The following is a 24836-nucleotide window of genomic DNA, read 5'->3' on the forward strand; positions in this document are numbered from 1 at the left end:
TCCCATGATCAGCAAGACCAGTTTCATGCCGCTCGCCGTCGCGGGCTTTCTCGCTTCGAGCATCGGAGTCGCCGCTGCCGGAGATCTCGACAGCCAGATGACCGGCTCCATCACGCCGTCCGGCGTTCAAAGCAACGTGGCGCCTCCACCGCCGAATCCTCACGAACTCCGTGGCGACCGGGATACGCGTCCGCCCGATCCGCACGAACTTCGCGGCGACTTCCGTGATAGCCGTGCGCCCAACCCGCATGAGCTTCGGGGGGATTTCCGGGATACCCGACCCCCTGCGCCGGATCCGCATGAGCTTCGGGGGGATTTCCGGGATACCCGACCCCCTGCGCCGGATCCGCATGAACTCCGGGGAGACTTCAGGGACACTCGTCCGCCAGCGCCTGGCCCGTATAAGATTGGTGGGTAAGTCAGGGCGTCGCAGGACTGATCGGCAGAGATCCGGGAAGAAATCGGGAAAGCCCGAGGGAGCGACTTTTCCCTGTTGCATTCCACAATGAGTTCGGCCATACAGGCCCGGCTTGCGGCGGAGACGCCGCGCGAGCGGGTGTAGCTCAGGGGTAGAGCACAACCTTGCCAAGGTTGGGGTCGAGGGTTCGAATCCCTTCGCCCGCTCCAAATTCTTCTATATCGGCGGCTTGGGGCTCGGTTCATCCGGGCCTTTTTGCCGTGTGAGCGATTGAGAAGCCGCGGGCTCGGGCATTCCCGCGTGCGCCACGCCGGGACGGTCCCGGCTTGTCGCCGAGACCTCCTGGTTGCCGCTCGGCGCGGGAGAGGGCAAATGCCGTACCCCGGCCGCTTAGATATTCTACAACTCTCCCCGTACGATCGCCGCGCCGTCGGCCATGGCCTTCATCTTGCCGAAGGCGATGTCTCGGGGCAGGTACTTGAGGCCGCAGTCCGGCGCGATGACCACACGCGAGGCGTCGACGTGCGGCAGGGCGCGGCGGATGCGTTCGGCGACCTTTTCCGGTGTCTCGATCTCGTGGGTGGAGAGGTCCAGCACGCCGAGGATAATCTTCTTGTCGGGAAGCGTCTCCAGAACCGATGTGTCGAGATTCGACTGCGCCGTCTCGATCGACACGGCCTTGCAGGAACAACCCGAAAGCTCGGGCAGGAAGGAATAGCCCTCCGGGCGCGCGTGGATGATGGCCGCGTAGCCGAAGCAGATGTGAACGGCGGTCTCGCCCTCGATGCCGTCGAGCGCCCGGTTCAGCGCGTCGAGACCGTACTGCCTGGCCGGTTCGGGTCGCGCCTGCATGTAGGGCTCGTCGATCTGCACGATGTCCGCGCCGGCGGCGAACAGGTCGCGGATCTCCTCGTTGACGGCGGCGGCATAGTCGAGCGCCATCTCCGCCGGATCGGAATAGAAGTCGTTCTGCGCCTGCTGCGACATGGTGAAGGGGCCGGGAACGGTGATCTTGATCGTCCGGTCAGTGTTGGCCCTCAGGAACTTCACGTCCTCGACCTCGACCGCGTGCATGCGCCTGATCTTGCCGACGACCCGTGGAACCGGGTTGGGATGACCCGAGCGGTCGAGCGCCGAGCCCGGATTGTCGATGTCGACACCCTCCAGCGCCGTGGCGAAGCGGTTGGAATAGCTTTCGCGGCGCATTTCGCCGTCGGTAATGATGTCGAGGCCGGCGCGCTCCTGGTCGCGGATGGCAAGCCGCGTGGCGTCGTTCTGGGCCTCCTCGAGGTGCTCGGGCGCGACCCGCCACAGCTCCTTCGCCCTGACGCGTGGCGGAAAACGCCCCGCGAGTTTGGCGCGGTCGATGAGCCATTCGGGCTGGGCGTAGGAACCGACGAGGGACGTCGGCAACAGCGGCAATGCGTTGGGCAAGTGGATTTCCTCCGGTCACTAGAAAAATCCGGCGACGCCCCACCGCGTCGCCGGTCGGGCCTACATGCGAAAGAGGTCCTTCGGCACCCCCGCCGCCTCGAAGACATAGTCGCGGCTCGCTTCGAGCTCGCTCGTCAGCTTGGGCAGGTCGACGTCGAGCAGCTTGCCCCTGAACTTGCGCAGCTTGCCCGCCACCATGACGGTGTCGACGTTGGTGCGGTCCATCAGCGTCACCACTGCGCCAGGCACGTGGTTCAGCGGCGTCACGTTGATCGCGGTCGCATCGAGCAGGATGATGTCGGCTTCCTTGCCGGGCGTCAGTGTGCCGGTCTTGGTGTCGAGCTTCAGGCCCTTGGCGCCTTCCAGCGTGGCGAAGCGGATCACATCTCGCGACGTCAGGAGCTTTGGCACGTCCTTGTCGCCGGCCAGTGCCTTCTCGTTGGCGAATGCGCGCTGCAGCGTGAAGGTGGAGCGCATCTGCGTGAACGGGTCGGCCGACATGGTACATTCGACGTCGGACGACAGCGACGGCTGCATGCCGAGGTCGAGCGCCTTCTGGATCGGCGGCATGCCGTGGCGCATCGCCATTTCGATCGGCACCGCCAGAGAGACGTGCGCGCCGGCATCGGCCGCCTTCTCCCAGGCCATGTCGGACATGCCGGTCATGTGGATGAAGATGTTGTCAGGCCCGAACATGCCCGCTTCGGCGAGTTTGTCGAAGGTCGGCGCCATCCCGAACGTGCCGACCACGTGGAGTGCCACGGGTAGTCCGAGTTCGCGCCCGATCTTCCACGATTCCTCGTAGCCGGGAATGTAGATCTCCCCGCCCATCACCATCGTGACCAGCTGGTCGTCTGAGGAGAAATGCTCGGTCTTCAGGCGGCGCGCGTCGCCGGGATACTTTGCATTGTCCCCCCAGCCTTCGAAATAGCCGAAGACGGCGCGCCGGCCCGTGTCCTGCAAGGCCTTCACCACCGCGTCGGAGTGTTCGGGCGAGTGGTGGATCTGCGAGACGTCCATCACGGTCGTCACGCCGGTATCGAGTTGGGCGAGGCCGCCGAAGAGCTCGTTGATGTAGACGTCCTGCGGCCGGTAGACCATCGAGAACTTCTGCAGGATGTATTCGTAGTAGTTGATGGCGTTCTCGGGCAGGCCGTCGTTGACGAGGATCCCGTCCGCGAGGAAGCTCCTGAGCGCCGTCTCGAACTGGTGATGGTGCGTGTCGATGAAGCCGGGCATGACGATCATGCCGGTCGCGTCGATGACCTCCGCGTCGCCCGCGTCGAGGTTCGGTCCGACCGCCTCGATGGTCCGGCCGGAGACCAGCACGTCGGCAGTCGCGAAGTCGCCCACGGCAGGGTCCATGCTGAGCACGTGGCCGCCCTTGATCAGAACGCGCCGGCCATCCGTGCCGGTGCCCTGCGGCGCATCCTGGGCGGATGCAACGCCGGTCGCGGCGAAGACGGACGCGGCGGCGGCCCCTGCCACGAGCGAAGCCTTCAGGAAATCGCGCCTGGATTCGCAATCCAGCGGCGGACGGCCTTCGTCACACAACCTGCACATGATCTCTCCTCCCAAAGAAAATCAGATTATTCGGTGCCCGCGCGCTCGCGCCGGCGGACTATGTCTCCACTGTCGGATAGTCCCGACCGTTCCAGTGCTGAAGGCGCTGTGCGAAATGTCGCTGGAACGCCAGCGGACCGTTCTCCTTCATGTACGGCTCGTCGTAGATGCCGATGAACAGCGTGAGATTGAGGAAGAAGTGCGCCCCCATCTCGAACAGCGCGACGAAATCGTGCTCAACCAGCGCCTTGCGCTCAGCATCGGTGAAACCGTGGACCGTCGAATGCTCGACCTCGTTGAGGCGGGGTCCGATCGACTGCTCCCAGGTGGCGACGAAGTTCTTCGGATCCTCGGCGTAGCGCTTGAGGAAATCGGGATTGCGATCGACCTGGAAGAGAAACTTGTTGACGTAGTACTTGCTCATGCCGCGCGCTCCATTGGCTGAGCCTTCGGATACCAGGTGATGTAGGCTTCCATGGTGTGGAACAGGTCGAGATTGTCGACGTAGTCGGCCTTCTCCGGCCCGGCGATCCCCAACATCAGGATGAAGTTGAGGAAGCCGTGGGTGGCGTTGCCGCTCTTCGACATGGTCTCATGGGTGACGTTTGCCAGGATGGCATCGATGTCGCCGGCACGCAGCCATTCGATCGCCTGCCGGTCGAAGACGGGGTCGGGTCCGGTTTCCATGAACTGCCGCGGCCCGCCGAGTTCCAGGGACAGATGTCCCGTGCCGATCGCCGCGACCCGCTTGTCGGACGGATAGTCGTCGATCGCTTTCCGGATCGCCCGACCGAGATCGTAGAACCGTTTGGGCGACGGCAGCGGCGGGGCGAAGATGTTGGTGTAGATCGGCACCACCGGCAGATCGTTGTCCGGACGCACAGTGATGATGGGGCAGATGATCGAGTGATCGATCTTGAGTTCGTTGGAGAAGGCGAGGTCGAATCCCTGGTCCAGCAGGCTCACATGCATGAATTTCGACATCGCCATGTCGCCCTCGAGGACGTATTTCGGAATGCCGAATTCGCGCTCCTCGTTCCAGAACGTCGCATCGTAGCGATCCGCCTTGCCGATCAGGAACTGGGGGCAATTGTCGAGGAAGATCTGGTGGAAATGGTCGGAGCCGACCATCACCAATATGTCCGGGCGGGCGCGGGCGAGCGTTTCGCGATAGGACTCGACCTTGCGCTTCCATTCCGGCGCCTGCGGCATCTGCTGCTCGGGCGGCATGGTGGTCGCCTTGAGATAGAAGGGGTGATGGGTCGAAGCCAGGGTCGCAACCAGTTCAGCCAAAACGATATCCTCCGTCCTCTCTCCCGCACTCCGGCTTCCGGAGCCTCAAGTCGCTGCATCCAGGCGCGCCGCTCGACTTCCGGCATCGCCGTGTCCGATTTGTCTCATGCTGCTTCATGCCGATCAGTTCCCCATGACGGACAGGAGGATCGGGTAGCGCTGGATCATGTGGCCGATGCGCGAGGCGGTGGCCCGCAGCATCGGAAGGCGTTCGGTGACGAGCAGTTCCGGCGTCACCATGCCGGTGTAGCCCGAACTGTTGAGGGCGGCGACGGTGCGTCCGTCGGGACCACGGATCGGCACGGCGAGCGCCGTGATGCCGTAGTCGAGTTGGTCGACCGTAGTGGCGTAGCCCGCCTCGCGCACGGCGAGGACCTCGCGGTGGAGTTCGGCCGGATCGGTGATCGTACGGGAGGTCAGTTCCTGCGGCCGCACCCGGTCGATATAGGCTTCGAAGGCGGCATTCGGCAATCCCGCGAGCAGCACCCGCCCGAGCGAGGTCGCGTAGGCCGGATAGCGCGCGCCGATCACCGCCGCCGCACGCCGCGCGCGCTGCACTGAATTGTGGGCGATGTAGATGACGTCCTCGCCTTCCAGAGTTCCGACGGACGAGGCGTCGCCGAACTGCCGCACGATGTCGCGCAGGTCAGGCTGCAGCACCTCGTCGATGCGCGACGCGAAGTAAAAAGTCGACCCCAGCGTCATGACCTTGGGACGCAGGTGGAACCGTCGGTTGTCCTGTCCGATATAGCCGAGCGCCTGAAGCGTGATCAGCGAGCGACGCGCCGCTGCGGGCGACAGGCCCACTCGCCTCGCCACCTCGCTCAACGTCATTTCGGGATGGGCGGCATCGAAGCTTTCGAGGATGGCGATCCCCTTGGCGAGGGCCTCGACGAATTCCGCCGGGCGCTCCGCGCCCATCGTGCGGTCTTCGGCTGTCGCCATGACGATGTCGCCTTGGACCGTCATCGGCCCGCCGCGCGTACGGTCGACCGGGGAGCCGTCGTGCCAGCTTCAACGCGGACGTCAATGTCTGAACAGCGCATGCTACCCCCCCCCCGATCAGAGCCGGTTGTCCCGGCCTCACGTTTCACCTTGACGCTACGGTAAATCGCCCTTAGCTTTCCGGCAAGAGAAAAATATTTCGCTGTGCGAAAACATTTGAGAGCCTGATGCGTATAGGAAAACAGGACAGCGCCTTCACGGCCATCGCGACCTCCGACGCGCACTCCATCACCGTCAGGGGGCACGATCTGTGCGCCGATTTGATCGGTAAGACGGATTTCACGGACTATTTCTGGCTGCTCGTCCTCGGGGAACGGCCGACGGACAAGCAGCGCGCCGTCACCAATGCTTGCCTCGTGGCGATCGCCGAGCACGGGCTGGTTCCCAGTGTCCAGGCGTCCCGCATGACGCTCGCCGCGGCGCCCGAAGCCTGGCAGGGGGCCATGGCCGCGGGTCTCCTCGGTATGGGAAGCGTCGTGGCGGGCAGTTCCGAGATAGCCGGCCGCTACATCGTCGAGGTGCTGGAGGACAGCCGCAAGTCCGGCGCCGACCTGAAGGTCGCCGCGAGCAGGAGCTTGGAGAAACTGAAGGCTTCGCGTTCGAAAGTGCCGGGGCTCGGCCATCCGCAGCACAACACCGGCGACCCGCGCGCCAACGTGCTCCTCGCTTTCGCCGACGATCTCGGGGTTTCGGGCGACCATATCGCCTGCCTTCGCGCCATCGCCGCGGAGGCGCCGGGGATCATGGACCGGCCGCTGCCCATCAACGTCTCGGGCGCCATTCCGGCCCTGATGCTCGATGCCGGATGGCCGATCGAGGCCATGAAGGGCATCCCTCTTCTGGCCCGGGCGGCGGGGCTCGTGGCGCATCTCTACGAGGAATCGCAGCGCTCCATCGGCTTCATCATGTCCCACAAGGCCGATCTGGCGATCGGCTACGACGGACCCGCCGCCACCCAGGGCGGCGAGAAAAAAAGCGCGTGAGGACGTCGTCATGACAAAGATCCTCAAGGACGTCCGCGTCGTCGAGATGGGAACCTACATCACGGGCCCGGCCGCGGGCATGCACCTCGCCGATCTCGGTGCGGACGTGATCAAGGTCGAGCGCCCGGAGACGGGCGATCCCTTCCGCGCCTTCAAGGGCGGGCTCTATTCGCCGCACTACCAGACCTACAATCGCAACAAGCGCTCGATCGCGCTCGACACCGGCAAGACCGACGACCGCGACGTCTTCCACGAGCTGATCGCCGGAGCGGACGTCTTCATCCAGAATTTCCGGCCCGGCGTCGCCGAGCGGCTGGGCGCCGGCCACGAAGAGTTGCAGAAGATCAATCCGGGGCTGGTCTACTGCGCCATCACCGGTTTCGGCCAGTCCGGACCGGCGCGCGACCGGCCGGCTTTCGATACGGTCGCCCAGGCCGCCAGCGCCTATCTGCGCCTGCTCACGCCGCCGGCCAATCCGCGTGTCATCGGTCCGGCCATCGCCGACGCGGTCACAGGCCACTACGCCGCGCTCGGCATCGTGGCGGCGCTGCTGGAGCGCTCGAAGACAGGCAAGGGCCGCCGCCTCGACATCTCGATGCTGGAAGCCATGTGCCACTTCAACCTCGACAGCTTCACGCACTACTTCTCGGTGGGCGAGGTGATGGGGCCGCTCAGCCGGCCCATGGTCTCGCAGTCCTACACCTTCGCCTGTTCCGACGGGAAATGGATCGCGATCCACCTGTCCTCGCCGACCAAGTTCTGGGAAGGCCTGATGGCCTCGATTGACAGGGCCGACCTTCTGACAGATCCACGTTTCGCCGAGCGGCCGAACCGCATCCGGCATCAGCAGGAACTGATCGACATCATGACACCGATCTTCGCCACGAAGACGCGAAGCGAATGGTGCGACATCCTTCTGGCCAACGAGGTCCCGCACTCGCCGGCATACGAGTCCGACGAGGCGCTGGAGGATCCGCAGGCGAAGCATCTGCATATTGCTGTCGAGGCCGAACACCCGACGATGGGCGCCTTCAAGACGGTGCGCGCGCCCTACAGCTTCGATGGCGAGCCGGAACTCGACGTGGCGCCGCCGCCGACGCTGGACGAGCACGGGGCGGAAATCAGGGCGGAACTGGCGCGGCGCAAGGCCGGCTGATCCGGTCGCCGGGGACGAGTTGGGGAGGACGGGTATGGGATTACCGGTAAAGGACGTGATGCAGGCGAGCAGCCGCATGCTGCAGAAGCAGCTCTACGCGATCTTCACCACGCCCACGGGCGCCATCGAGCCGATCCTGGCCAACATGGAGGAGCATTTGGCCTTCCAGGTCTCGCTGGAGAAGGAAGGCATTCTCTACGCCGCGGGCCCGATGTGGTCCGACGACGAACAGACATGGGACGGCGACGGCATGGTCGTGGTGCGCGCCGGATCGCGCGCCGAGGCGGCGTCGATCGCCGAGCGCGACCCGATGCACAAGAGCGGCGCACGCAAATTCACGGTGAGGCCGTGGATGATCAACGAGGGAACGGTGACGATCCGGCTCGACAGTTCGAGCCAGACCTTCTCCATCCTTTAGGTTTCAAGGGAGGAAAACGGCATGAACAAGCTGACTGGAATACTGCTCGCGGGGGCGATCGCGTTTCCGACCGCGGCCTTCTCGCAGGAGACGATCAACCTGACGGTGGCGTCCAGCCATCCGCTGGTCATTCCGTGGGTCGGGATGATCAAGTCGCACTTCATGGCGGAGACAGATCGTCTTCTCGCCGAGAAGGGCAACTACAAGATTGAATGGCAGGAGGCCTTCGGTGGCCAGCTCTACAAGGCCAATGCGACGCTCACCTCGGTCGAGGAAGGCATCACCGACATCGGCTGGGTGTTCTCGTTCCTGGAGGCGGCGAAGCTGCCGCTGAGCCAGGTGTCGAGCTATGCGCCCTTCGCCACCGCCAATCCGCCGGTCCAGCTGGAGGTCATGTCCGAGCTGCTGGAGACCAACGAGGCCTTCAGGAACGAGTGGGAGCAGTACAATCTCAAGGTGCTCGGCCTGACCGGAACCGACAGCTACGATGTCTACACCAAGCAGCCGATCACCGGCCTCAAGGACCTGGACGGCATGAAGCTCTCGGCCCCGGGCGTGCTCGCAAACTGGCTGCGCGGCACGGGAGCTAACGCCGTCGACGGCGCGCTCACGACCTTCTACACCGACATCCAGACCGGCGTGTCCGACGGCGTACTGTCGCTGGCGCTCGGCGTGCTGCCCGCCAAGCTCTACGAGGTGGCGCCCTACGTCACGCGGGTCAACATCGGCGTCGCCTATTCGGGTGCGGTGGCGATCAACCGCGACACCTGGGACGGGCTTCCCGAAGAGGTGCAGGATGCCATGGTCGCGGCCGGCAAGTTCTACACCGAGGAGCACGGCAAGGACCTGCTCGAGCGGCATGAGGCGGCGTTCAAGAAGATGTTGGAGATCGGCGCGAGCCAGAACCCGCCGGTGACCATGACCGAAATGTCGGCCGAGGATCGGCAGGCCTGGGTCGACGGCCTGCCGGACATCGCGGGCGAATGGGCGGCCGACGCCGAATCGCGCGGGCTTCCGGGACGCGAGTTCCTCGCGGCCTACATGGAAGGCCTACGCAAGCGCGGCGAAACGCCGGCCCGCGACTGGGACAAGCAGTAGCGGCAAGGCGGGAAGCCGCAGGGCCATGGCCACAGCCGCAAACGGGGAAGGCGCCGCGACGGAGCGGCGCCGCACCTCCGCCTTCATGCGCATGTGGTCGCGTGCCGTCGACGGGCTCGCGGCCCTCGGCACCCTGATGATCGTCCTCCTGATGACGATGATCTTCTGCGACGTGCTGGCCCGCAACCTGATCGGCGGCTCGCTTCCGCTGGTCTCGGAGCTTGGCGCGCTCACGCTGGTGATGATCGTCTTTCTCCAGCTCGGCACGACGGTACGCAACGACCGGCTCGCCCGCACCGACTTCTTCTTTGCCATGCTTGAAGGCAGAAGCCCGCGCACCTCGGCCTTCGTGGCTGGAGTGTGGGACCTGTTCGGCATCGCGGTCTGCGCCGGCATCGCCTGGTCGACGTGGGGAATTCTCTGGAAGGATTACGAGCATGCCGAATACATCGGCGTGACCGGCGTCGCGACGGTCCAGACCTGGCCGTTTCGTGCCCTGATACTGGTCGGCGTCACGGTCGCTGCATTGCAGTTCGTCATCCAGGCCGCCCGGTCCTTCGCCAGGGCCGCGGTTCCGGGGGATCCCGCTCCATGACGGGCATCGAGATCGGCGCGGCCGGCGTCGCGGCCCTAATTGTCTTGATCGGGCTCGGTATGCCGATCGGCATCGGTATGATCGTCGTCTCGTTTGTCGGCGTGACGCTGATCCGAAACGAGACCGTGGCCATGCGAATGATGGGCTCGGTCGCCAACGACAGCCTGGAGGAATACCTCTTCGCCGTCGTTCCACTCTTCGTGCTCATGGGGCTGCTGGTAACCATATCGGGCGTCGGCAAGGACACGTTCGACCTGTTCGAGCGCCTGCTGCGCCGGGTGCGAGCGGGGCTCGGCGTGGCGACCGTCTTCGCCAATGCCGTGTTCGCCTCGATTACCGGCATCTCGATCGCCTCGGCTTCGGTCTTCTCGCGCGTCGCGGTGCCGGAGATGACCCGCCACGGCTACAGCCGCCGCTTCTCCACAGGGGTGGTGGCGGGCAGTTCGGTGCTGGGCATGCTCATCCCGCCGTCGCTGCTGATGATCGTCTATGCGGTGCTTGCCGAGGAATCGGTCGGGCGCATGTTCCTGGCCGGCATCGGTCCGGGCATCATGCTCTCGATCCTGTTCTCGGCCACCGTCGTCATCATGGCTACCTGGTGGAAGTCCGCCGTTTTCGAACGGCCATCCGCCGAGTTCGACGAGACGGAGGAGGAACTCGAGAAGTTCCCATTCGTCGCGAGAGCGCTTCCGATCGTCGCCCTTGTCACCCTCGTGCTCGGCGGGCTCTACGGAGGCTTCTTCAATCCGACCGAGGCCGGAGCGGTGGGCGCGCTGGGCGCGCTCGCCATCGCGCTCCTGCGAAAGTCGCTGGATGCGTCGAAGTTCTGGGGCCTCCTCGTCGAAACCGGACAGGTAACGGTCTCGGTCCTCTTCCTGATCCTCGCCGCGACTTTCTTCTCGCGCATGCTCGCCATGTCCGGCCTGCCCAACATGCTGGCCGAAACGCTGCTCAGCGGCTCGATCGGGCCCTATGGGTTCCTGCTGATCTTCCTGGTTCTGGTGATCGTGATGGGCTTCCTGATCGATTCCATCTCGATCATGCTCATCCTCTTGCCCATCGCCCTGCCGGTGGCGAAGGAGGCGGGCTTCGATCTGATCTGGTTCGGGGTGATCACGGTGGTCGCAGTCGAAATCGGGCTCCTCACCCCGCCCTTCGGGCTTTCGGTCTACACGATCAAGTCGGCGATCGATGATCCGGACCTGAAGGTCGGCGAAATCTTCCGGGGCGCCATGCCCTTCGTCGCGGCGATGATCGTGGGACTGGCGATCCTCGTCGCATTCCCGCAGATCGCCGTCTGGCTAGCGAGGCTTTAGCATGAACCTTCTTTGTCTCTCGGGAAGCCTGAGAGCGGCGTCCTCATCCCGCGCTGTGCTGGAACACATCGCCGGTCATCTTCCCGAAGGCGTGACGGCGTCCCGCTTCGATATCGGCAGCCTGCCCCACTACAACGCAGACCTCGGCGCGCCGGAGGTGGTGGAAGCCTTCAAGGCGGCGATCGAGGCCGCCGACGGCCTCGTCATCGTTACCCCGGAATACAACTACAGCGTCCCCGGTGTCCTGAAGAACGCCATCGACTGGGCTTCTCGGCCGGCCTATGCCTCGGTCTTCAAGCACAAACCGGTCCTCGTCGCCTCAACTTCGGGCGGGGCGCTCGGCGGCGTGCGTGCGCAGGCGCATCTGAAATACAGCCTGAACGGCATGCTGGCGCGGGTCTTCCCGTGGCAGGAGTTGGTGGTGCCGCAGGCGAATCAGAAGGTGAAGGACGGCGTGTTTTCCGACCCCGCGACCGAGGCCTTCATCGGCGAGGCCGTCGCCGCCTTCGTCGAGTCCATCGCTGCCGGCCGATAGGGAAACCCTCGGGCGCGATGCAGGCGGAGGGGCTGCCGCCGGGCGGCCGCCGCTCAGCTATGCGCGAAAATGTCTTCTTCGTCCCAGCCCATCAGGTCGAGCTTCGACCGGGTCGGCAGGAACTCGAAACAGGCCTCGGCCTCCGCCATGCGACCGTCGCGCGACAGCCGGCCAAGAAGGGCATCGCGCAGCCGATGCAAGTGGAGCACGTCGGAGGCGGCATACTCCAACTGCTCCGGCGACAGCGTTTCGGCCGCCCAGTCGGACGACTGCTGCTGCTTCGACAGCGTGATGCCTAGGAATTCCTGGCAGACGTCCTTCAGTCCGTGCCGGTCGGTGTAGGTGCGGGTGAGCCGCGAGGCGATCTTGGTGCAGAAGACCGGCGAGGGCATCACCCCGAAGGCGTGAAACAGCACCGCGAGGTCGAAGCGCCCGAAGTGGAAGATCTTGGTGATCCGCTCGTTGCCCAGCAGCGAAACGAGATTGGGCGCCGCCGTCTGGCCGCGGTCGATCTGGATCACGTCGGCCGTACCGTCGCCGGGCGACATCTGCACCACGCAGAGCCGGTCGCGGTGCGGCTTCAGCCCCAGCGTCTCGGTATCGATGGCGACCGCCTCGACGTCGTAGTGCGTGAGGTCCGGCAGGTCGTTCCGGTGGAAGCGGATGCTCAAAGTCTCGCCTCCTCAGTCTGCCAGCGCGCCGAGGATGCGCGCCCAGGACCTCTGACCTTTGTGGAAGGACGACATCTCGTATTTCTCGTTGGGCGAATGGACTCGGTCGTCCGGCAGTCCGAAACCGACCAGCAGCGAATCCATGCCGAGCATCTTCTGGAAGTCGCCGACGATCGGGATCGATCCACCCATGGCGATCATCACCGCCTCGTTCGGCCACTCGTCCGACAGCGCCTGCTTGGCTTTCACCAGCAGCGGCGAATCGTAGGACAACTGGATCGCCGGCGACCCGCCGTGCTCGTGGAACTCGACCGAACAGTCTGACGGAATGCGCGCCTTGACGAAGTCGCGGAACGCGGCGCGGATCTTCTGCGGATCCTGCTTGTGCACCAGCCGGAACGAGACCTTCGCCGAGGCCTCGGCCGCGATCACGGTCTTGAAGCCCTTTCCGGTATAGCCGCCGAAGATGCCGTTCACTTCCGCGGTCGGGCGCGCCCAGGTGAGTTCGAGCACGGACCGGCCCTTCTCGCCGGCAGGAACCGAAAGCCCGATGTCGGCCAGAAAATTCTCCGCGCCGCGGCCGAGCTTTTCCCAGACATCGAGGACCTCCTGCGGCGTCTCGTCGACGCCGTCGTAGAAGCCGGGGATGGTGATGCGGCCGTTCTCGTCGTGCAGGTCGGCCAGCACCTTCGTGAGGATATGGATGGGATTGGCGGCGGCACCGCCGTAGAGGCCCGAATGCAGGTCGCGATTGGCGGCATGCACGGTGATCTCCTCGCCGACCAGGCCGCGCAGCGCCGTCGAGATCGCCGGGGTATCGGCGTCCCACATGCCGGTGTCGCAAACCAGCGCGAAGTCTGCCTTCAGTTCCCCGGCATTGGCCTCCAGGAAAGGCTTCAGCGAGGGCGAGCCGGACTCCTCCTCGCCCTCGAACAGGATCGTCACCTTGCAGGGCAGGCTGCCGGTCTCCGCCTTCCAGGCGCGGCATGCTTCCACGAAGGTCATCAGCTGGCCCTTGTCGTCGGCCGAGCCACGCCCGGTGATGATGCGCCGGCCGTTCGGCGCGGTCTTCTGAGCCGGGTCGAAAGGATCGTCTTCCCACAGTTCCACCGGATCGACCGGCTGCACGTCGTAGTGACCGTAAAACAGCACGTGCGGCGCGTCCGCCGAGGGACCGTCGTGATGTGCCACCACCATCGGGTGGCCGGCCGTGTCGCGCAGGCTTGCCGAGAACCCGATCGTCTCCAGGTCGCGCACCAGCCATTCGCCCGCCTTGCGGCAGTCGTTCGCATAGGCTGGATCGGTCGAGATCGAGCGGATGCGGAGAAGTTCGAACAGGCGCGACAGACTGTCGTCGAGCCCGGAATCAAGCGTGGAAAGTACGGTGGAAAGTGCGGTCATCAATTCATCTCGTCGGCAGGATGCTGATCGGTTCTGGTCGGAGCGGCGCGACCCTAATGCATGGAGGATGGAAAGGGGAGGGGATTTTGCCAACCGCATGGCGGTCGCGCGAGCGCTCCCCGCTTGCATGGAGTGCCATATCTAATTTTGGGAGGAAATTGGGAACCGACGGCGCGGGGTGGGGGTGGGGGAGTGCGCCGTCGGTTCCAGTTGGCGTTTTGGGGGCGCCAGACGCATGAACTCGGGCGAATCCGATTGGTTCCCGGCCAACAGGAAAAAAGTTGAAGAAGCTGCCGTGGCCGGCATTTGCGATCCGGACGTAGCGATCGAAAAAGCCGGTTGACAAATATACCAACCAGTCGGTATTAAATCAGTCGAGGAGACGACGAATGCCGCGACCCGCCAACCCGCTGACCAGGACGAAGCTGCTCGAGGCCGCCTTTGCGGTCATCCGCTCGAAGGGGTACGCGGCGACGACCGTGGACGACATCTGCCGCGATGCGGGGCTGTCGAAGGGTTCGTTCTTCCATCAATTCGCTAGCAAGGAAGACCTTGCGGTAGCGGCCGCGCAGCACTGGTCGGAGACCACCGGCGCACTGTTCGAGGCAGCGCCCTATCACGCGCCGGCCGATCCGCTCGACCGGCTGCTCGCCTATGTCGCCTTCCGCCGCGAGATCATCCAGGGCGAACTGCCCGACTTCACCTGCCTCGTCGGCACGATGGCGCAGGAGGTCTACGGCACCAACCCGGCGATCCGGAAGGCCTGCTGGGAATCGATCCATGGCCATGCCGAGACGCTGGTGCCCGACATCGAGGCCGCCATGCGCGAACGCGGCATCGACGCGGACTGGACGGCCGAGAGCCTCGCGCTCCACACCCAGGCCGTGCTGCAAGGGGCCTTCATCATGGCCAAGGCCAGCGGGGAACCGCGCCGCGCCGTCGAGAGCATCGACCACCTCTACCGCTACATAGAAGGGCTATTCGGCGTCACCGCCCTTCGAGCGCAACGTGTCTGAAAAAACGAGAACAGGAGAACGACATGAGCGATCCAGCCGCCGCGGGGCCCAAGCACGTACTGACACTGGAGCGCGTCATCGACGCGCCCGTCGCGAACGTCTGGCGTTGCTGGGCCGAGCCGAAGCTGCTGAACCAGTGGTTCTGCCCCAAGCCATGGTACGTCTCGGAAAGCCGCATCGAGCTCAGGCCCGGCGGCGAATTCTTCTCCGTGATGAACGGCCCGGGTGGCGAGCGCTTCGAAAACCTTGGCGTGTGCCTGGAGGCCGAGCCCCGCAGGCGCCTCGTCTTCACCGACGCGTTCAAGCCCGGGTGGGTCCCTTCCGAACGGCCCTTCATGGTGAGCCACGTCCTCTTTGAGGACACCGGGGACGGCCGAACGAAATACACCGCGCACGCCATGCACTGGAGCGAGGAAACGCTCAGGGAACACGAGCAAATGGGCTTCCACGAAGGTTGGGGCAAGGCCGCCGATCAGCTCGAAGAACTGGCAAAGAGCATTTGAACGCAAGGAGGCAAGAACCATGGAACCGACGATCTATCTCTTCTTCAACGGCAACTGCCTGGAGGCGATGACCCACTATGCCGAGACGCTTGGCGGCGAGATCACCGACGTCTTCAAGAACGGCGACGCGCCCCCAGGCGAGGACCGCATGCCCGGCAGCGACGACCTCGTCATGAACATGGCGATGAAGCTCGGCAGCGCCACGATCATGGCATCCGACGCGCCGGGGCAATGGTATTCGAAACCGCAAGGCTTTTCCGTCTCGCTCTCGCCCTCCTCGATCGCCGAATTCGACCGCATCTTCCAAGCCCTTTCCAAAGACGCGGAGTCGATCTCGATGGCACCCGGGGAGACCTTCTGGGCCGAGCGCTTCACGACCTTCAAGGACCGGTTCGGCACGCCGTGGATGCTGAACTATGCCGGCTCGAAGGCGTCCTGAGGAGGATCGGTGGTGCAAGGCTTTCCGAAAGTGAAGACGTGCCTTTGGTTCGACGACCAGGCCCTGCCTGCGGCCGAATTCTATTGCTCGCTCATCCCTGACAGCCGGATCGACAATGTCGGGCGTTATCCCGAGGGGAATGGAATGGCCGAACCCGGAAAGGTGCTGATCGTGGAATTCACGCTGGCCGGCACGCCCTACCAGGGCCTCAACGGCGGCCCTCACTTCATGCTCGACGAGGCGGTCTCGATCTCGGTGAGTACGCAGGACCAGGCCGAGACCGACCGGCTGTGGGACGCTCTGACCGCCGATGGCGGCGAAGAGAGCCAGTGCGGCTGGCTGAAGGATCGCTTCGGCCTGTCCTGGCAGATCGTGCCGAAACGCTCGGTCGAACTCCTGTCCGGCCCCAAGGCGGCGCAGGTCTGGCCCGCGCTGATGCAGATGAGAAAGATCGACATCGCGGCGCTGGAAGCGGCTGCGGGCTGAGGGAGGCGGGGATGACCTGGACGGACGTTTTCCTGATTTCGCTGCTGACGGATCTGCGAAGGAACATGGCAGCAAGGAACGGGCGACGGAAACTTCTCGGCGCCGGATACGACGGCTCCACCACCGGTGGGGGGAGAGAATGCTGACACTCCCGAGCATCGTCGAACGCCCGGCGGTCCCGTTCCTGGCACTCCGCAGGAATGTGGCCTTGCCCTTCGACGACGAAATCCCCGAAATAATGGATGAACTCTTCTCGGCCCTGCGAGCCTGCCACGCCTCTCCGGCGGGGCCGGTCTTCTTCAAGCACAACATCGTCGACATGCCCGCACTGGAAATGGATTTCGGCGTTCCGGTCGACAGTCCGCCTCCGGCGGCCGGACCGCTTGAAGCCGGGATCCTGCCGGCGGGCCGCTACGCGGAAATCACCTATCTTGGAGCCTACGACGATCTCGTCACGGTGAATGGCGTCCTGATCGCCTGGGCGCTTCGCGCTGGCCTTGTCTTCGATTCCGTGCGGAAATCCGACGGCGAGCACTTCGCTTCCCGGCTGGAGATCTACCACAACGGGCTGGAGGAGGAGGCGGATCCGTCAAACTGGAAGACCACCGTCTCGATCAAGCTGAAAGATTGAAGCAAACCCGCCGAGTGCAGGAGGAGAATTGAAATGTCATACTTCGATGGTTTCGTCATCGCGGTTCCCACCGCGAACAAGCAGAAGTTCACCGACCACGCGGCGCTCGCCGATCCCATGTTCAAGGAACTCGGCGCCATCCGGGTGGTGGAATGCTGGGGCGACGACGTGCCCGACGGCAAGGTGACGGATTTCCGCAAGGCGGTACAGGCCAAGGAAGACGAGACGGTCGTCTTCTCTTGGATCGAATGGCCGGACAAGGCCACGCGCGACGCCGGCATGAAGCGCATGATGGACGCGATGAACACCGACGATCGGATGAACCCGGAGAAAAACCCGATGCCCTTCGACGGCAAGCGCATGATCTTCGGCGGCTTCGCGCCGGTCGTCGACATTTGAACCGAGATGTCCCTCGCCCCGCTAGGGGCGGGGGATCGGGTCACGGCACGTAGACCTCGACCGCGCCGGGATGCACCATGAAGCTCGCCGGCGTGGACGTGACGATCTCGCCGTCTGTGTTGACCGGACGCGGGCGTTTCGTCGATACGTCGAAGCGCGTGCACTTGGCGGTGCGCACTTCCTTCCACAGGCCGTGGCGGCCCGAGCGGAAGGAGCGCAGCATCATCGCGAGCTTCCAGACGTTCGACACCTCGAGGCTGTAGAGGTCGAGATTGCCGTCGTCGATCGAGGCCTGTTCCTGCACGACGTTGCCGCCGCCGTAGTGGCGTCCGTTGCCGACGGCGATCTGGTAGGTGTTCACGTCCGTGGTGACGCCCTTTTCGGTGATCGTGGCGTGGAAAGGGCGTGCCCGCGACAGCACGCGCATGGCCGCGACCGCGTAGCCGAGGCGGCCCCACCGGCGCTTCAGGCCCGCGTCGAGCTTGCGTGCGAGATCGGAGGAGAGGCCGATGCTCGCCACGTTGAAGAAGGCGTGGCCGTTGACCGAGCCGACGTCGATGCGGCGCGTCCGGCCGGCCACGATGAGGTCCGCCGCCTGTTCGAACTCCATAGGTATTTCCAGCGTGCGGGCGAGATCGTTGGCGGTGCCCATCGGTATGATCCCGAGCGGCAGGCCGCTTTCCACGACCGCCATGGCGCCAGACGCGACTGTGCCGTCGCCGCCGCACAGAACGATCAGGTCGGCGCTCTCGCGCAGCCGCACGATGTCGCGTGCGATCTCGGGCAGGGCCGAGAAGTGCTCGACCGTTACCGACAAGCCGCCGGCGGCGAGCCGCTCGACCACCTTGCCGACGCCTTCGCGGCCGCGCCGGGCATTGGGATTGAAGAGGAGCAGCGCTCGTTTTCTGCGGGGAGTTGGGTTGTCTGGCATGTCCGTGAGATAGGTACGGGCAAGAAAAAGGCCACCGTGGTGGAGGGGGATACCACGGTGGCCGCACTTTAAGCTTGCGGCAGCCCGGAGAGGGGGGATTAGGCTGCCGCCTGTTCGGTGAGGCGGGGGACGGGCCTTGAACCGAACTTCGGAATAAAACTTCCGATGACCAGAAAATGGTTTTTGAAAATGGCGAATCAAGGGCACGAAGATTACAAGTTCGTAACGAACGCGTGATCCCCGAGGCCGTACATCCTATGGCAGGAGGGCCGTCCTGATGGCGAGGTTTCGCATGGATTTCGGGCCGGAGGCAGGCTATCCCTCTGACCCATGAAAAAGGGCGATCACCTCTTCCTCGTCGATGGGTCCGGATACATCTTCCGCGCCTATCATGCGCTCCCGCCGCTGACGCGCAAGTCCGACGGCCTTCCGGTCGGCGCGGTGGCGGGCTTCTGCAACATGCTTTGGAAGCTGATGCAGGATGCGCGCAACACCGACGTCGGTGTCGTGCCGACCCACTTCGCGGTCATCTTCGACTACTCGGCGAAGACCTTCCGCAACGAGATGTATCCCGAATACAAGGCCAACCGCTCGGCGCCGCCGGACGACCTGATCCCGCAGTTCGGCCTGATCCGCCAGGCGACGCGCGCGTTCGACCTGCCGTGCCTGGAGATCGAGGGCTTCGAGGCCGACGACCTGATCGCGACCTATGCCCGGCTCGCCTGCGAGGCCGGCGCGGACACCACCATCATCTCCTCCGACAAGGATCTGATGCAGCTCGTCGGGCCGACCGTGTCGATGTACGATCCCATGAAGGACCGAGAGATCAAGGTCCCCGAGGTCATCGAGAAGTGGGGCGTGCCGCCCGAGAAGATGATCGACCTGCAGGCGCTGACGGGCGATTCCATCGACAACGTTCCGGGTGTTCCAGGCATCGGGCCCAAGACCGCCGCGCAGCTCCTCGAACAGTTCGGCGACCTCGACACGCTGCTCGCCCGCGCCTCCGAGATCAAGCAGAACAAGCGCCGTGAATCGATCATCGAGCATGCCGAGAAGGCGCGCATCTCGCGCGAGCTCGTGCGGCTGAAGCACGACGTGCCCGTCCCGGAGGGGCTGGACGATCTCGTGCTGCAGCCGCCGAACGGCCCGAAGCTGATCGGCTTCCTGAAGGCGATGGAGTTTTCCACGCTGACCCGGCGCGTCGCCGAGGCGACCGGCGCGGACGCGGCCGCCATCGAGGCGATGCCGGTCGCGGTCGAGTTCGACGGCAAGGCGCACGGGCCGGACCTCGACGCCGGGGATGCGGCGCAACCGGCGCCGGCCGGCCCCGCGGGCGAGGCGGCCTCTGGCCCGCAGGCGATGACGCCCGCAGCACTCGTGACCGCGCGCGCAGAGGCCGCGGCGGCCAACCCGATCGACCGCACCGCCTATGTGACCATCCGCGATCTGGCGACGCTAGAGGCCTGGCTGGCGGATGCGCGCGAGACGGGCATCCTGTCGATCGATACCGAGACCACGTCGCTTTTCCCGATGGAGGCGGAACTCGTCGGCTTCTCGATCGCCACGCGTCCGGGCAAGGCGGCCTACGTTCCGCTCTCCCACCGCAACGGCAAGGGCGACCTGCTTGGCGGGGGCGAACTGATCGAGGGTCAGATCCCGTTCCACGACGCGCTCGCCGTGCTGAAGCCCGTGCTCGCCGACCGTTCGGTGCTGAAGGTCGGCCAGAACATCAAGTACGACTGGGTGCTGCTCTATCGCCTCGGCCTGCCCATGGCACCGCTCGACGACACCATGCTGATCTCCTACGTGCTCGACGGCGGCTCATCCAGCGGCAACACCGGCGGCCACGGCATGGACAAGCTGTCCGAGCGCTGGCTCGGCCACATTCCGATCCCCTACAAGGACGTGGCGGGATCGGGGAAGTCGCAGATCACCTTCGACATGGTCGACATCGACCGGGCCACCGCCTACGCCGCGGAGGATGCCGACGTGGCGCTGCGGCTCTGGCAGGTGCTGAAGCCCCGCCTCGTCGCCGACGGGCTGACGGCGGTCTACGAACGGCTGGAGCGGCCGCTGATCGACGTGATCGGCCGCATGGAACGCCGCGGCATCGCGGTCGACAGGCAGATCCTGTCGCGGCTGTCCGGCGATTTCGCCCAGTCGGCAGCGGCCCTCGAGGACGAGATCTACCAGCTCGCCGGCGAGCGTTTCAACATCGGCTCGCCCAAGCAGCTGGGCGACATCCTGTTCGGCAAGATGGGCTTTGCCGGTGCCACCAAGACGGCGACCGGGCAGTGGTCGACCTCGGCGCGCATACTGGAGGATCTGGCTGCGGAGGGCCACGAACTTCCGCGCAAGATCGTCGACTGGCGCCAGCTCACCAAGCTGAAATCCACCTACACCGATGCGCTGCCGGGCTACATCAACCGGGATACCAAGCGCGTCCACACCTGCTATTCGATGGCCTCGACCTCGACCGGCCGGCTTTCCTCGTCGGAACCCAACCTGCAGAACATCCCGATCCGCACCGCGGAAGGCCGCAAGATCCGAACGGCCTTCGTCGCCGAGCCCGGCCACAAGCTGATCTCGGCCGACTACAGCCAGATCGAGCTGCGCGTGCTCGCGCACGTCGCCGACATCCCTCAGCTCCGCCAGGCCTTTGCCGACGGCATCGACATTCACGCAATGACGGCCTCGGAGATGTTTTCGGTGCCGGTGGAAGGCATGCCGTCCGAGGTCCGCCGACGCGCAAAGGCGATCAATTTCGGCATCATCTACGGCATCTCGGCCTTTGGTCTGGCTAACCAGCTGTCGATCCCGCGCGAGGAGGCGGGCGCCTACATCCGCAAGTATTTCGAGCGCTTTCCCGGCATCCGCGACTACATGGACGCCACCAAGGCGACGGCGCGCGACAAGGGCTTCGTCGAGACCATCTTCGGCCGCCGCGCCCATTATCCGGAAATCAGGTCGTCCAACCCGCAGGTGCGCGCCTTCAACGAGCGCGCCGCGATCAACGCGCCGATCCAGGGCTCGGCCGCCGACATCATCCGCCGCGCCATGGTCAGGATCGAGGCCGCGCTCGCCGATGCCGGCCTGGACGACGTCGAGATGCTGCTCCAGGTGCACGACGAACTGATCTTCGAGGCGCCTGAAGGCCAGGTCGAAAAGGCGATTCCCGTGATCCGCCAGGTCATGGAGCACGCAGCCATGCCCGCTGTCTCCATGCGCGTCCCGCTGCATGTCGACGCGCGAGCGGCGGACAATTGGGACGAGGCACACTGAGGATCGCCGGAACCACCGCGCCAGGCGAGGGTCAGATCTCCAGCAGCAGCGGGCAATGGTCGGAGACGACCGGGTTCCGCACCACCTCGAACGAGACCGGCTCAGCCATCTGGTCGACCAACATGTAGTCGGCAAACCTGCCCGGCTTCGGGTATTGCGCGGTGCGGGTGCCGGCGAAACCTCGGGTGGTCACCAGGTCGGTCAGGCCGATGTCCCCCAGGATACGGAAGGTTTCGCTCTCCGGCTCGACGTTAAGATCCCCGCACACGACCAGCCGGTCGCCGTCTTCGGCGATCCGCGTGGCGATGTCCGCGAGCCGTCGGGCCTGTTCGATGCGGGCGGGCGTGTCGGCCTTGCCCGCCGCGACGTCGCGCAGCCCGTGGGTGTGGACGATCGCGACCGTGCGCCCCTTCTCGTAATCATGAATGCGCACGGCGTGCGCGTTGCGAGAGCGCGGATGATCGCCGTAGCCGTCGGGAGAGAAATCCTTGTGCACGAAGGCCTGGATCTGCCCGATCACCGGAAAGGAGCCACGCACGAACGTCGCCAGCCCCCATTGCGAAGGCACCGCTTCCGCGCCGTCCCAAAGCACCCCTTGCGCGGCCGGGCAGAAGGTTGCGGCATGGTTCGGCAGCGCCTTGGCGACGTCGCGAAAGAAGTTCGCCCGCTGCGGCAGCACGTGGTCGCCGTCGCGGTACTCCAGCCACGCCTCGGTGGTCGACGGCGTATGCACCACCTCCTGAAGGCACAGCACGTCCGGTGAAGCGTCCGAGACGTAGGCGATCAGGCTTTCATGCAGTTTGCCGCCCCAGCCGTTCAGGCACATGATGCGCATGTCAGCCCGTCTTCCGGTCGGAACGCCGCGAAGTTTCATTGATAGAGCACGGGTAGCGGCCGTTCATGGCAATGTCACCGGTCAGCCGGCGGCGCAGTCCCGGCAAAGCCCTCGGAATTCGATCACCGCCTTGGCCGGCTTGAACCCGCTCTCGCCGATCCAGCTTTCCAGGCGTTCGCCCACGACTGGGTCGGCAAACTCGGCCACGTTGCCGCAATTCTCGCAGATAGCGAAGGCGGTCATGCCGTCCTCGTGGGAATGGCTGTCGGTGCATGCGACGAACGAATTGAGGCTCTCCAGCCTGTGCACCAGCCCTGCCTTCATCAGCCGGTCGAGCGCACGATAGACCTGCAGCGGCGCGCGGAATCCCTGCTCGCGCAACTCGTCGAGCAGCGCATAGGCGCTGAGCGGGCCTTGCGATTTCTCCAGCCGTTCGAGCACGAGTTGCTGGTTTCGTGTAAGTTCCGCCCGCACCTTGCTCGCCTCTTCTTCTCGTCCGGCGCCGTCTTCGAGGGCCGCCTGTTGCCGGATATCGGTATCGAGACCCTTGTGCGCCAGCCCCCTGCGCACTGCAAGACCTGCGTTTTAGTCGTAGGGAACATTACGCAGCGCGCGGGATTAGGGAACCAGCGGGGCGAAAAGACCCCAATGCCCAAGGTAGGCAACCCAGGGAGAAACTGGTTCGATGGCAACTTGGTGAAGGAGATTCGAAACGTCTGCGACGTTCGGGTTACCCTGATCCTACGGAAACCGTCGATACCATATGAAGAGGCCCGCGCCCCCGCGCGGGCCTTCTTCATGCTTGCGCTCCGGTGCTGGCCTACGCCATCGCAAGTTGCAGGGTTAACGGTTCCGAAAGTGCCCCTAGATATTCTTAATGATCGAACGGGACCGAAGATACGGGGACAGGATGAACATCGCGCAGTTCCGCATGGAGCCCGAGGCCGCCGTTCCGGCGCCGGCGGAGACGAACATCTCCGACATCGGGCCGCGCGCCAGCCGTCTGGGCATCGAGATCGCCGGCATCGTGGGTCTTGTGGAAGACCTCGTGAAGCTCGGCGCCGAGCAGCAGGCGAGCGCGCGCGCGGTGGTGACCTCGGCGCGCGAGACCAGCGAGACGAACCGCATGCTCGCCTCCTCGATGGCGCAGGTGCGCGAATCGGCCGAGGAGACGCGCAGCGTGCTCGGCGAGAGCGCCGACAAGGTGGCCCATACGCTGGCCGCCTCGGTGGAGAAGCTGCAATCGCTGAGCAATGGCGTCCTCAGCCTCACCGAGACGCTGGACAAGGTGTCCGAGACCATCAAGTCGGTGAGTTCGGCCAGCGCCTCGATCAACGAGATCGCCCGCGAGACGCAACTCGTGGCGCTGAACGCCAGCATCGAGGCGGCGCGCCTCGGCGACGCGGGCAAGGGGTTCGCCGTCATTGGCGCGGCCGTGAAGGCGCTCGCCGACCAGATCGGTGTCTTCGCCAAGCAGAACGAAGTGAGCCTGCGCTCGCTCGAAGGCACGCTCGGGCAGCTGACGGCGGAAGCCAAGCAGAACAGTTCGACGGCCGAGGCGGCGATGGCCGCCTCGGGCGAAGCCGCCGAGACCACCCGCACGATCCAGTCGCTGGTGACCACCGTGGGCAAGCTGACCGACGGCATCGTGAGCATGGCCGATCCGGTCCAGCGAAATGTCGCCAGCAACGAACGCGTCCGCGACGAACTGAAGAAGTTCGTCACCATGTCGAAGACCTGCCACGAAAAACTCGATTCGGCCGGCGAGAGCTCGGAGGCGATCCTCGACATCTCCGAGAACTTCATCCTCTTCATCGCCGAGAGCGGCATCGAGACGCCTGACACGCCCTTCATCGAGCTGGCGCGCACCACCGCCGCGGAGGTCTCAGCGCTGTTCGAGCAGGCGGTCGACGACGGCGCGATCGGGCTCGCCGACCTCTTCGACGAGAACTACCAGCCCGTTCCCGACACCAATCCGCAGCAGGTACTGACGCGCTTCACCGCATTCACCGACAGGGTCCTGCCGGAAATCCAGGAACCGATCCTGAAGGTCAACGACCGCATCGCCTTCGCCGCGGCGGTCGACCGCAACGGCTATCTGCCGACGCACAATCTGGTCTATTCGAAACCGCAGGGCGACGACCCGGTGTGGAACGCTGCAAACTGCCGCAACCACCGCATCTTCAACGACCGCACTGGCTTCGGCGCCGGCCGCAACACGCGACCCTTCCTGCTCCAGACCTACCGGCGCGACATGGGCGGCGGCAGCTTCGTGCTGATGAAGGACATCTCCGCTCCGATCTACGTCAAGGGGCGCCACTGGGGCGGCTTCCGGATGGGCTACAAGCCCGAGACCTGAGCCGCTCCGGCGGCCACGGCCGTTTCCGCTACGCCAAGCTCCCTGCCTCGCGAATTTGGCGGCTTGACC

The 24836-nt window shown here is 65.0% G+C and carries 25 protein-coding genes and 1 tRNA gene; 16 read left to right on the forward strand and 10 right to left on the reverse strand.

What is annotated here, in order from left to right:
• Positions 1–552: 552 nt before the first annotated feature.
• A tRNA-Gly gene (locus tag BSQ44_RS06555) sits at positions 553–627 on the forward strand.
• 190 nt (positions 628–817) lie between these two features.
• Here the strand turns inward: BSQ44_RS06555 and BSQ44_RS06560 are convergent.
• The 5 genes from BSQ44_RS06560 to BSQ44_RS06580 all read right to left on the reverse strand — a co-directional run bounded on the left by BSQ44_RS06560 (position 818) and on the right by BSQ44_RS06580 (position 5677).
• Positions 818–1852, reverse strand: coding sequence for a uroporphyrinogen decarboxylase family protein (locus BSQ44_RS06560; RefSeq protein ID WP_072602472.1), 1035 nt, complete (start codon positions 1850–1852; stop codon positions 818–820).
• Between the two features lie 60 nt (positions 1853–1912).
• Positions 1913–3415, reverse strand: a complete 1503-nt coding sequence (locus BSQ44_RS06565) for an amidohydrolase family protein (RefSeq protein WP_072602473.1) — start codon at positions 3413–3415, stop codon at positions 1913–1915.
• A 58-nt stretch (positions 3416–3473) separates the two neighbouring features.
• Positions 3474–3839: a hypothetical protein gene (locus BSQ44_RS06570; protein ID WP_072602474.1), complete on the reverse strand. Its 366-nt coding sequence runs from the start codon at positions 3837–3839 to the stop codon at positions 3474–3476.
• Entirely contained in the window at positions 3836–4708 is an 873-nt protein-coding gene (locus BSQ44_RS06575; protein ID WP_072602475.1) for a DODA-type extradiol aromatic ring-opening family dioxygenase, read from the reverse strand. Before BSQ44_RS06575 ends, BSQ44_RS06570 begins: the two co-directional genes overlap by 4 nt.
• 123 nt (positions 4709–4831) lie before the next feature.
• Positions 4832–5677: an IclR family transcriptional regulator domain-containing protein gene (locus BSQ44_RS06580; RefSeq protein WP_235633359.1), complete on the reverse strand. Its 846-nt coding sequence runs from the start codon at positions 5675–5677 to the stop codon at positions 4832–4834.
• A gap of 203 nt (positions 5678–5880) precedes the next feature.
• On the opposite strand from BSQ44_RS06580, the gene BSQ44_RS06585 reads away from it, so the two are divergent.
• Genes BSQ44_RS06585 through BSQ44_RS06615 form a run of 7 tightly spaced genes read left to right on the forward strand, consistent with a single transcriptional unit; the run spans position 5881 to position 11814 of the window.
• Entirely contained in the window at positions 5881–6696 is an 816-nt protein-coding gene (locus BSQ44_RS06585) for a citryl-CoA lyase (RefSeq protein WP_072602476.1), read from the forward strand.
• Between the two features lie 10 nt (positions 6697–6706).
• Complete coding sequence (locus BSQ44_RS06590) at positions 6707–7852, forward strand: CaiB/BaiF CoA transferase family protein (RefSeq protein WP_072602477.1); 1146 nt, start codon at positions 6707–6709, stop codon at positions 7850–7852.
• 34 nt (positions 7853–7886) lie between these two features.
• Complete coding sequence (locus BSQ44_RS06595) at positions 7887–8270, forward strand: YciI family protein (RefSeq protein WP_072602478.1); 384 nt, start codon at positions 7887–7889, stop codon at positions 8268–8270.
• Between the two features lie 21 nt (positions 8271–8291).
• Positions 8292–9368, forward strand: coding sequence for a C4-dicarboxylate TRAP transporter substrate-binding protein (locus BSQ44_RS06600; protein WP_072602479.1), 1077 nt, complete (start codon positions 8292–8294; stop codon positions 9366–9368).
• A gap of 25 nt (positions 9369–9393) precedes the next feature.
• Positions 9394–9963, forward strand: a complete 570-nt coding sequence (locus tag BSQ44_RS06605) for a TRAP transporter small permease subunit (protein ID WP_072602480.1) — start codon at positions 9394–9396, stop codon at positions 9961–9963.
• Complete coding sequence (locus BSQ44_RS06610) at positions 9960–11279, forward strand: TRAP transporter large permease (protein ID WP_072602481.1); 1320 nt, start codon at positions 9960–9962, stop codon at positions 11277–11279. Before BSQ44_RS06605 ends, BSQ44_RS06610 begins: the two co-directional genes overlap by 4 nt.
• 1 nt (position 11280) lies before the next feature.
• Positions 11281–11814 (forward strand): NADPH-dependent FMN reductase, encoded by a 534-nt coding sequence (locus BSQ44_RS06615; RefSeq protein WP_072602482.1) that lies wholly within the window; start codon positions 11281–11283, stop codon positions 11812–11814.
• Positions 11815–11867: 53 nt separating this feature from the next.
• Here the strand turns inward: BSQ44_RS06615 and BSQ44_RS06620 are convergent, their stop codons facing one another.
• Both BSQ44_RS06620 and BSQ44_RS06625 read right to left on the reverse strand, forming a co-directional pair.
• The gene (locus tag BSQ44_RS06620) at positions 11868–12485 is read right to left on the reverse strand and encodes a ribonuclease D (RefSeq protein WP_072602483.1); all 618 of its coding nucleotides are present in this window, start codon (positions 12483–12485) and stop codon (positions 11868–11870) included.
• 12 nt (positions 12486–12497) lie between these two features.
• Positions 12498–13886 carry a M20/M25/M40 family metallo-hydrolase gene (locus BSQ44_RS06625; protein WP_072602484.1) on the reverse strand — a complete coding sequence of 463 codons (1389 nt, stop codon included), beginning with the start codon at positions 13884–13886 and terminating at the stop codon, positions 12498–12500.
• Positions 13887–14275: 389 nt separating this feature from the next.
• Between BSQ44_RS06625 and BSQ44_RS06630 the strand changes: the two genes are divergently transcribed.
• The 6 genes from BSQ44_RS06630 to BSQ44_RS06655 all read left to right on the forward strand — a co-directional run bounded on the left by BSQ44_RS06630 (position 14276) and on the right by BSQ44_RS06655 (position 17360).
• Positions 14276–14902, forward strand: a complete 627-nt coding sequence (locus BSQ44_RS06630) for a TetR/AcrR family transcriptional regulator (protein ID WP_072602485.1) — start codon at positions 14276–14278, stop codon at positions 14900–14902.
• Positions 14903–14925: 23 nt separating this feature from the next.
• Positions 14926–15405 (forward strand): SRPBCC family protein, encoded by a 480-nt coding sequence (locus tag BSQ44_RS06635; protein ID WP_072602486.1) that lies wholly within the window; start codon positions 14926–14928, stop codon positions 15403–15405.
• Positions 15406–15424: 19 nt separating this feature from the next.
• Positions 15425–15844 (forward strand): VOC family protein, encoded by a 420-nt coding sequence (locus BSQ44_RS06640; protein ID WP_072602487.1) that lies wholly within the window; start codon positions 15425–15427, stop codon positions 15842–15844.
• A gap of 12 nt (positions 15845–15856) precedes the next feature.
• Positions 15857–16330, forward strand: coding sequence for a VOC family protein (locus BSQ44_RS06645; protein ID WP_072602488.1), 474 nt, complete (start codon positions 15857–15859; stop codon positions 16328–16330).
• Positions 16331–16469: 139 nt separating this feature from the next.
• Positions 16470–16961 carry a GyrI-like domain-containing protein gene (locus BSQ44_RS06650; protein WP_072602489.1) on the forward strand — a complete coding sequence of 164 codons (492 nt, stop codon included), beginning with the start codon at positions 16470–16472 and terminating at the stop codon, positions 16959–16961.
• Between the two features lie 33 nt (positions 16962–16994).
• Positions 16995–17360 (forward strand): DUF1428 domain-containing protein, encoded by a 366-nt coding sequence (locus tag BSQ44_RS06655; protein WP_072602490.1) that lies wholly within the window; start codon positions 16995–16997, stop codon positions 17358–17360.
• A gap of 40 nt (positions 17361–17400) precedes the next feature.
• Here BSQ44_RS06655 and BSQ44_RS06660 read toward each other — a convergent pair whose 3' ends face one another.
• Entirely contained in the window at positions 17401–18291 is an 891-nt protein-coding gene (locus tag BSQ44_RS06660; protein ID WP_072602491.1) for a lipid kinase, read from the reverse strand.
• 330 nt (positions 18292–18621) lie between these two features.
• On the opposite strand from BSQ44_RS06660, the gene polA reads away from it, so the two are divergent.
• Positions 18622–21573 (forward strand): DNA polymerase I, encoded by a 2952-nt coding sequence (gene polA / locus BSQ44_RS06665; RefSeq protein ID WP_072602492.1) that lies wholly within the window; start codon positions 18622–18624, stop codon positions 21571–21573.
• A gap of 31 nt (positions 21574–21604) precedes the next feature.
• Here polA and BSQ44_RS06670 read toward each other — a convergent pair whose 3' ends face one another.
• Both BSQ44_RS06670 and BSQ44_RS06675 read right to left on the reverse strand, forming a co-directional pair.
• Complete coding sequence (locus tag BSQ44_RS06670; protein WP_072602493.1) at positions 21605–22408, reverse strand: endonuclease/exonuclease/phosphatase family protein; 804 nt, start codon at positions 22406–22408, stop codon at positions 21605–21607.
• A gap of 81 nt (positions 22409–22489) precedes the next feature.
• Positions 22490–22882: a Fur family transcriptional regulator gene (locus tag BSQ44_RS06675; protein ID WP_072607909.1), complete on the reverse strand. Its 393-nt coding sequence runs from the start codon at positions 22880–22882 to the stop codon at positions 22490–22492.
• 436 nt (positions 22883–23318) lie between these two features.
• On the opposite strand from BSQ44_RS06675, the gene BSQ44_RS06680 reads away from it, so the two are divergent.
• On the forward strand, positions 23319–24767 hold the full coding sequence (locus BSQ44_RS06680; protein ID WP_083534546.1) for a methyl-accepting chemotaxis protein: 1449 nt from the start codon (positions 23319–23321) through the stop codon (positions 24765–24767).
• Positions 24768–24836: the final 69 nt, after the last annotated feature.

Source organism: Aquibium oceanicum (assembly GCF_001889605.1).
Taxonomy (GTDB): Bacteria; Pseudomonadota; Alphaproteobacteria; order Rhizobiales; family Rhizobiaceae; genus Aquibium; species Aquibium oceanicum.

Excerpts from the sequence above, each read along its gene's own strand:
- BSQ44_RS06565 (WP_072602473.1), bottom strand. The coding sequence starts at position 3,415 with ATGTGCAGGTTGTGTGACGAAGGCCGTCCGCCGCTGGATTGCGAATCC.
- BSQ44_RS06570 (WP_072602474.1), bottom strand. The coding sequence starts at position 3,839 with ATGAGCAAGTACTACGTCAACAAGTTTCTCTTCCAGGTCGATCGCAAT.
- BSQ44_RS06580 (WP_235633359.1), bottom strand. The coding sequence starts at position 5,677 with ATGACGGTCCAAGGCGACATCGTCATGGCGACAGCCGAAGACCGCACG.
- BSQ44_RS06585 (WP_072602476.1), top strand. The coding sequence starts at position 5,881 with ATGCGTATAGGAAAACAGGACAGCGCCTTCACGGCCATCGCGACCTCC.
- BSQ44_RS06590 (WP_072602477.1), top strand. The coding sequence starts at position 6,707 with ATGACAAAGATCCTCAAGGACGTCCGCGTCGTCGAGATGGGAACCTAC.
- BSQ44_RS06595 (WP_072602478.1), top strand. The coding sequence starts at position 7,887 with ATGGGATTACCGGTAAAGGACGTGATGCAGGCGAGCAGCCGCATGCTG.
- BSQ44_RS06600 (WP_072602479.1), top strand. The coding sequence starts at position 8,292 with ATGAACAAGCTGACTGGAATACTGCTCGCGGGGGCGATCGCGTTTCCG.
- BSQ44_RS06605 (WP_072602480.1), top strand. The coding sequence starts at position 9,394 with ATGGCCACAGCCGCAAACGGGGAAGGCGCCGCGACGGAGCGGCGCCGC.
- BSQ44_RS06610 (WP_072602481.1), top strand. The coding sequence starts at position 9,960 with ATGACGGGCATCGAGATCGGCGCGGCCGGCGTCGCGGCCCTAATTGTC.
- BSQ44_RS06615 (WP_072602482.1), top strand. The coding sequence starts at position 11,281 with ATGAACCTTCTTTGTCTCTCGGGAAGCCTGAGAGCGGCGTCCTCATCC.
- BSQ44_RS06625 (WP_072602484.1), bottom strand. The coding sequence starts at position 13,886 with ATGACCGCACTTTCCACCGTACTTTCCACGCTTGATTCCGGGCTCGAC.
- BSQ44_RS06630 (WP_072602485.1), top strand. The coding sequence starts at position 14,276 with ATGCCGCGACCCGCCAACCCGCTGACCAGGACGAAGCTGCTCGAGGCC.
- BSQ44_RS06635 (WP_072602486.1), top strand. The coding sequence starts at position 14,926 with ATGAGCGATCCAGCCGCCGCGGGGCCCAAGCACGTACTGACACTGGAG.
- BSQ44_RS06640 (WP_072602487.1), top strand. The coding sequence starts at position 15,425 with ATGGAACCGACGATCTATCTCTTCTTCAACGGCAACTGCCTGGAGGCG.
- BSQ44_RS06650 (WP_072602489.1), top strand. The coding sequence starts at position 16,470 with ATGCTGACACTCCCGAGCATCGTCGAACGCCCGGCGGTCCCGTTCCTG.
- BSQ44_RS06655 (WP_072602490.1), top strand. The coding sequence starts at position 16,995 with ATGTCATACTTCGATGGTTTCGTCATCGCGGTTCCCACCGCGAACAAG.
- BSQ44_RS06660 (WP_072602491.1), bottom strand. The coding sequence starts at position 18,291 with ATGCCAGACAACCCAACTCCCCGCAGAAAACGAGCGCTGCTCCTCTTC.
- polA (WP_072602492.1), top strand. The coding sequence starts at position 18,622 with ATGAAAAAGGGCGATCACCTCTTCCTCGTCGATGGGTCCGGATACATC.
- BSQ44_RS06670 (WP_072602493.1), bottom strand. The coding sequence starts at position 22,408 with ATGCGCATCATGTGCCTGAACGGCTGGGGCGGCAAACTGCATGAAAGC.
- BSQ44_RS06680 (WP_083534546.1), top strand. The coding sequence starts at position 23,319 with ATGAACATCGCGCAGTTCCGCATGGAGCCCGAGGCCGCCGTTCCGGCG.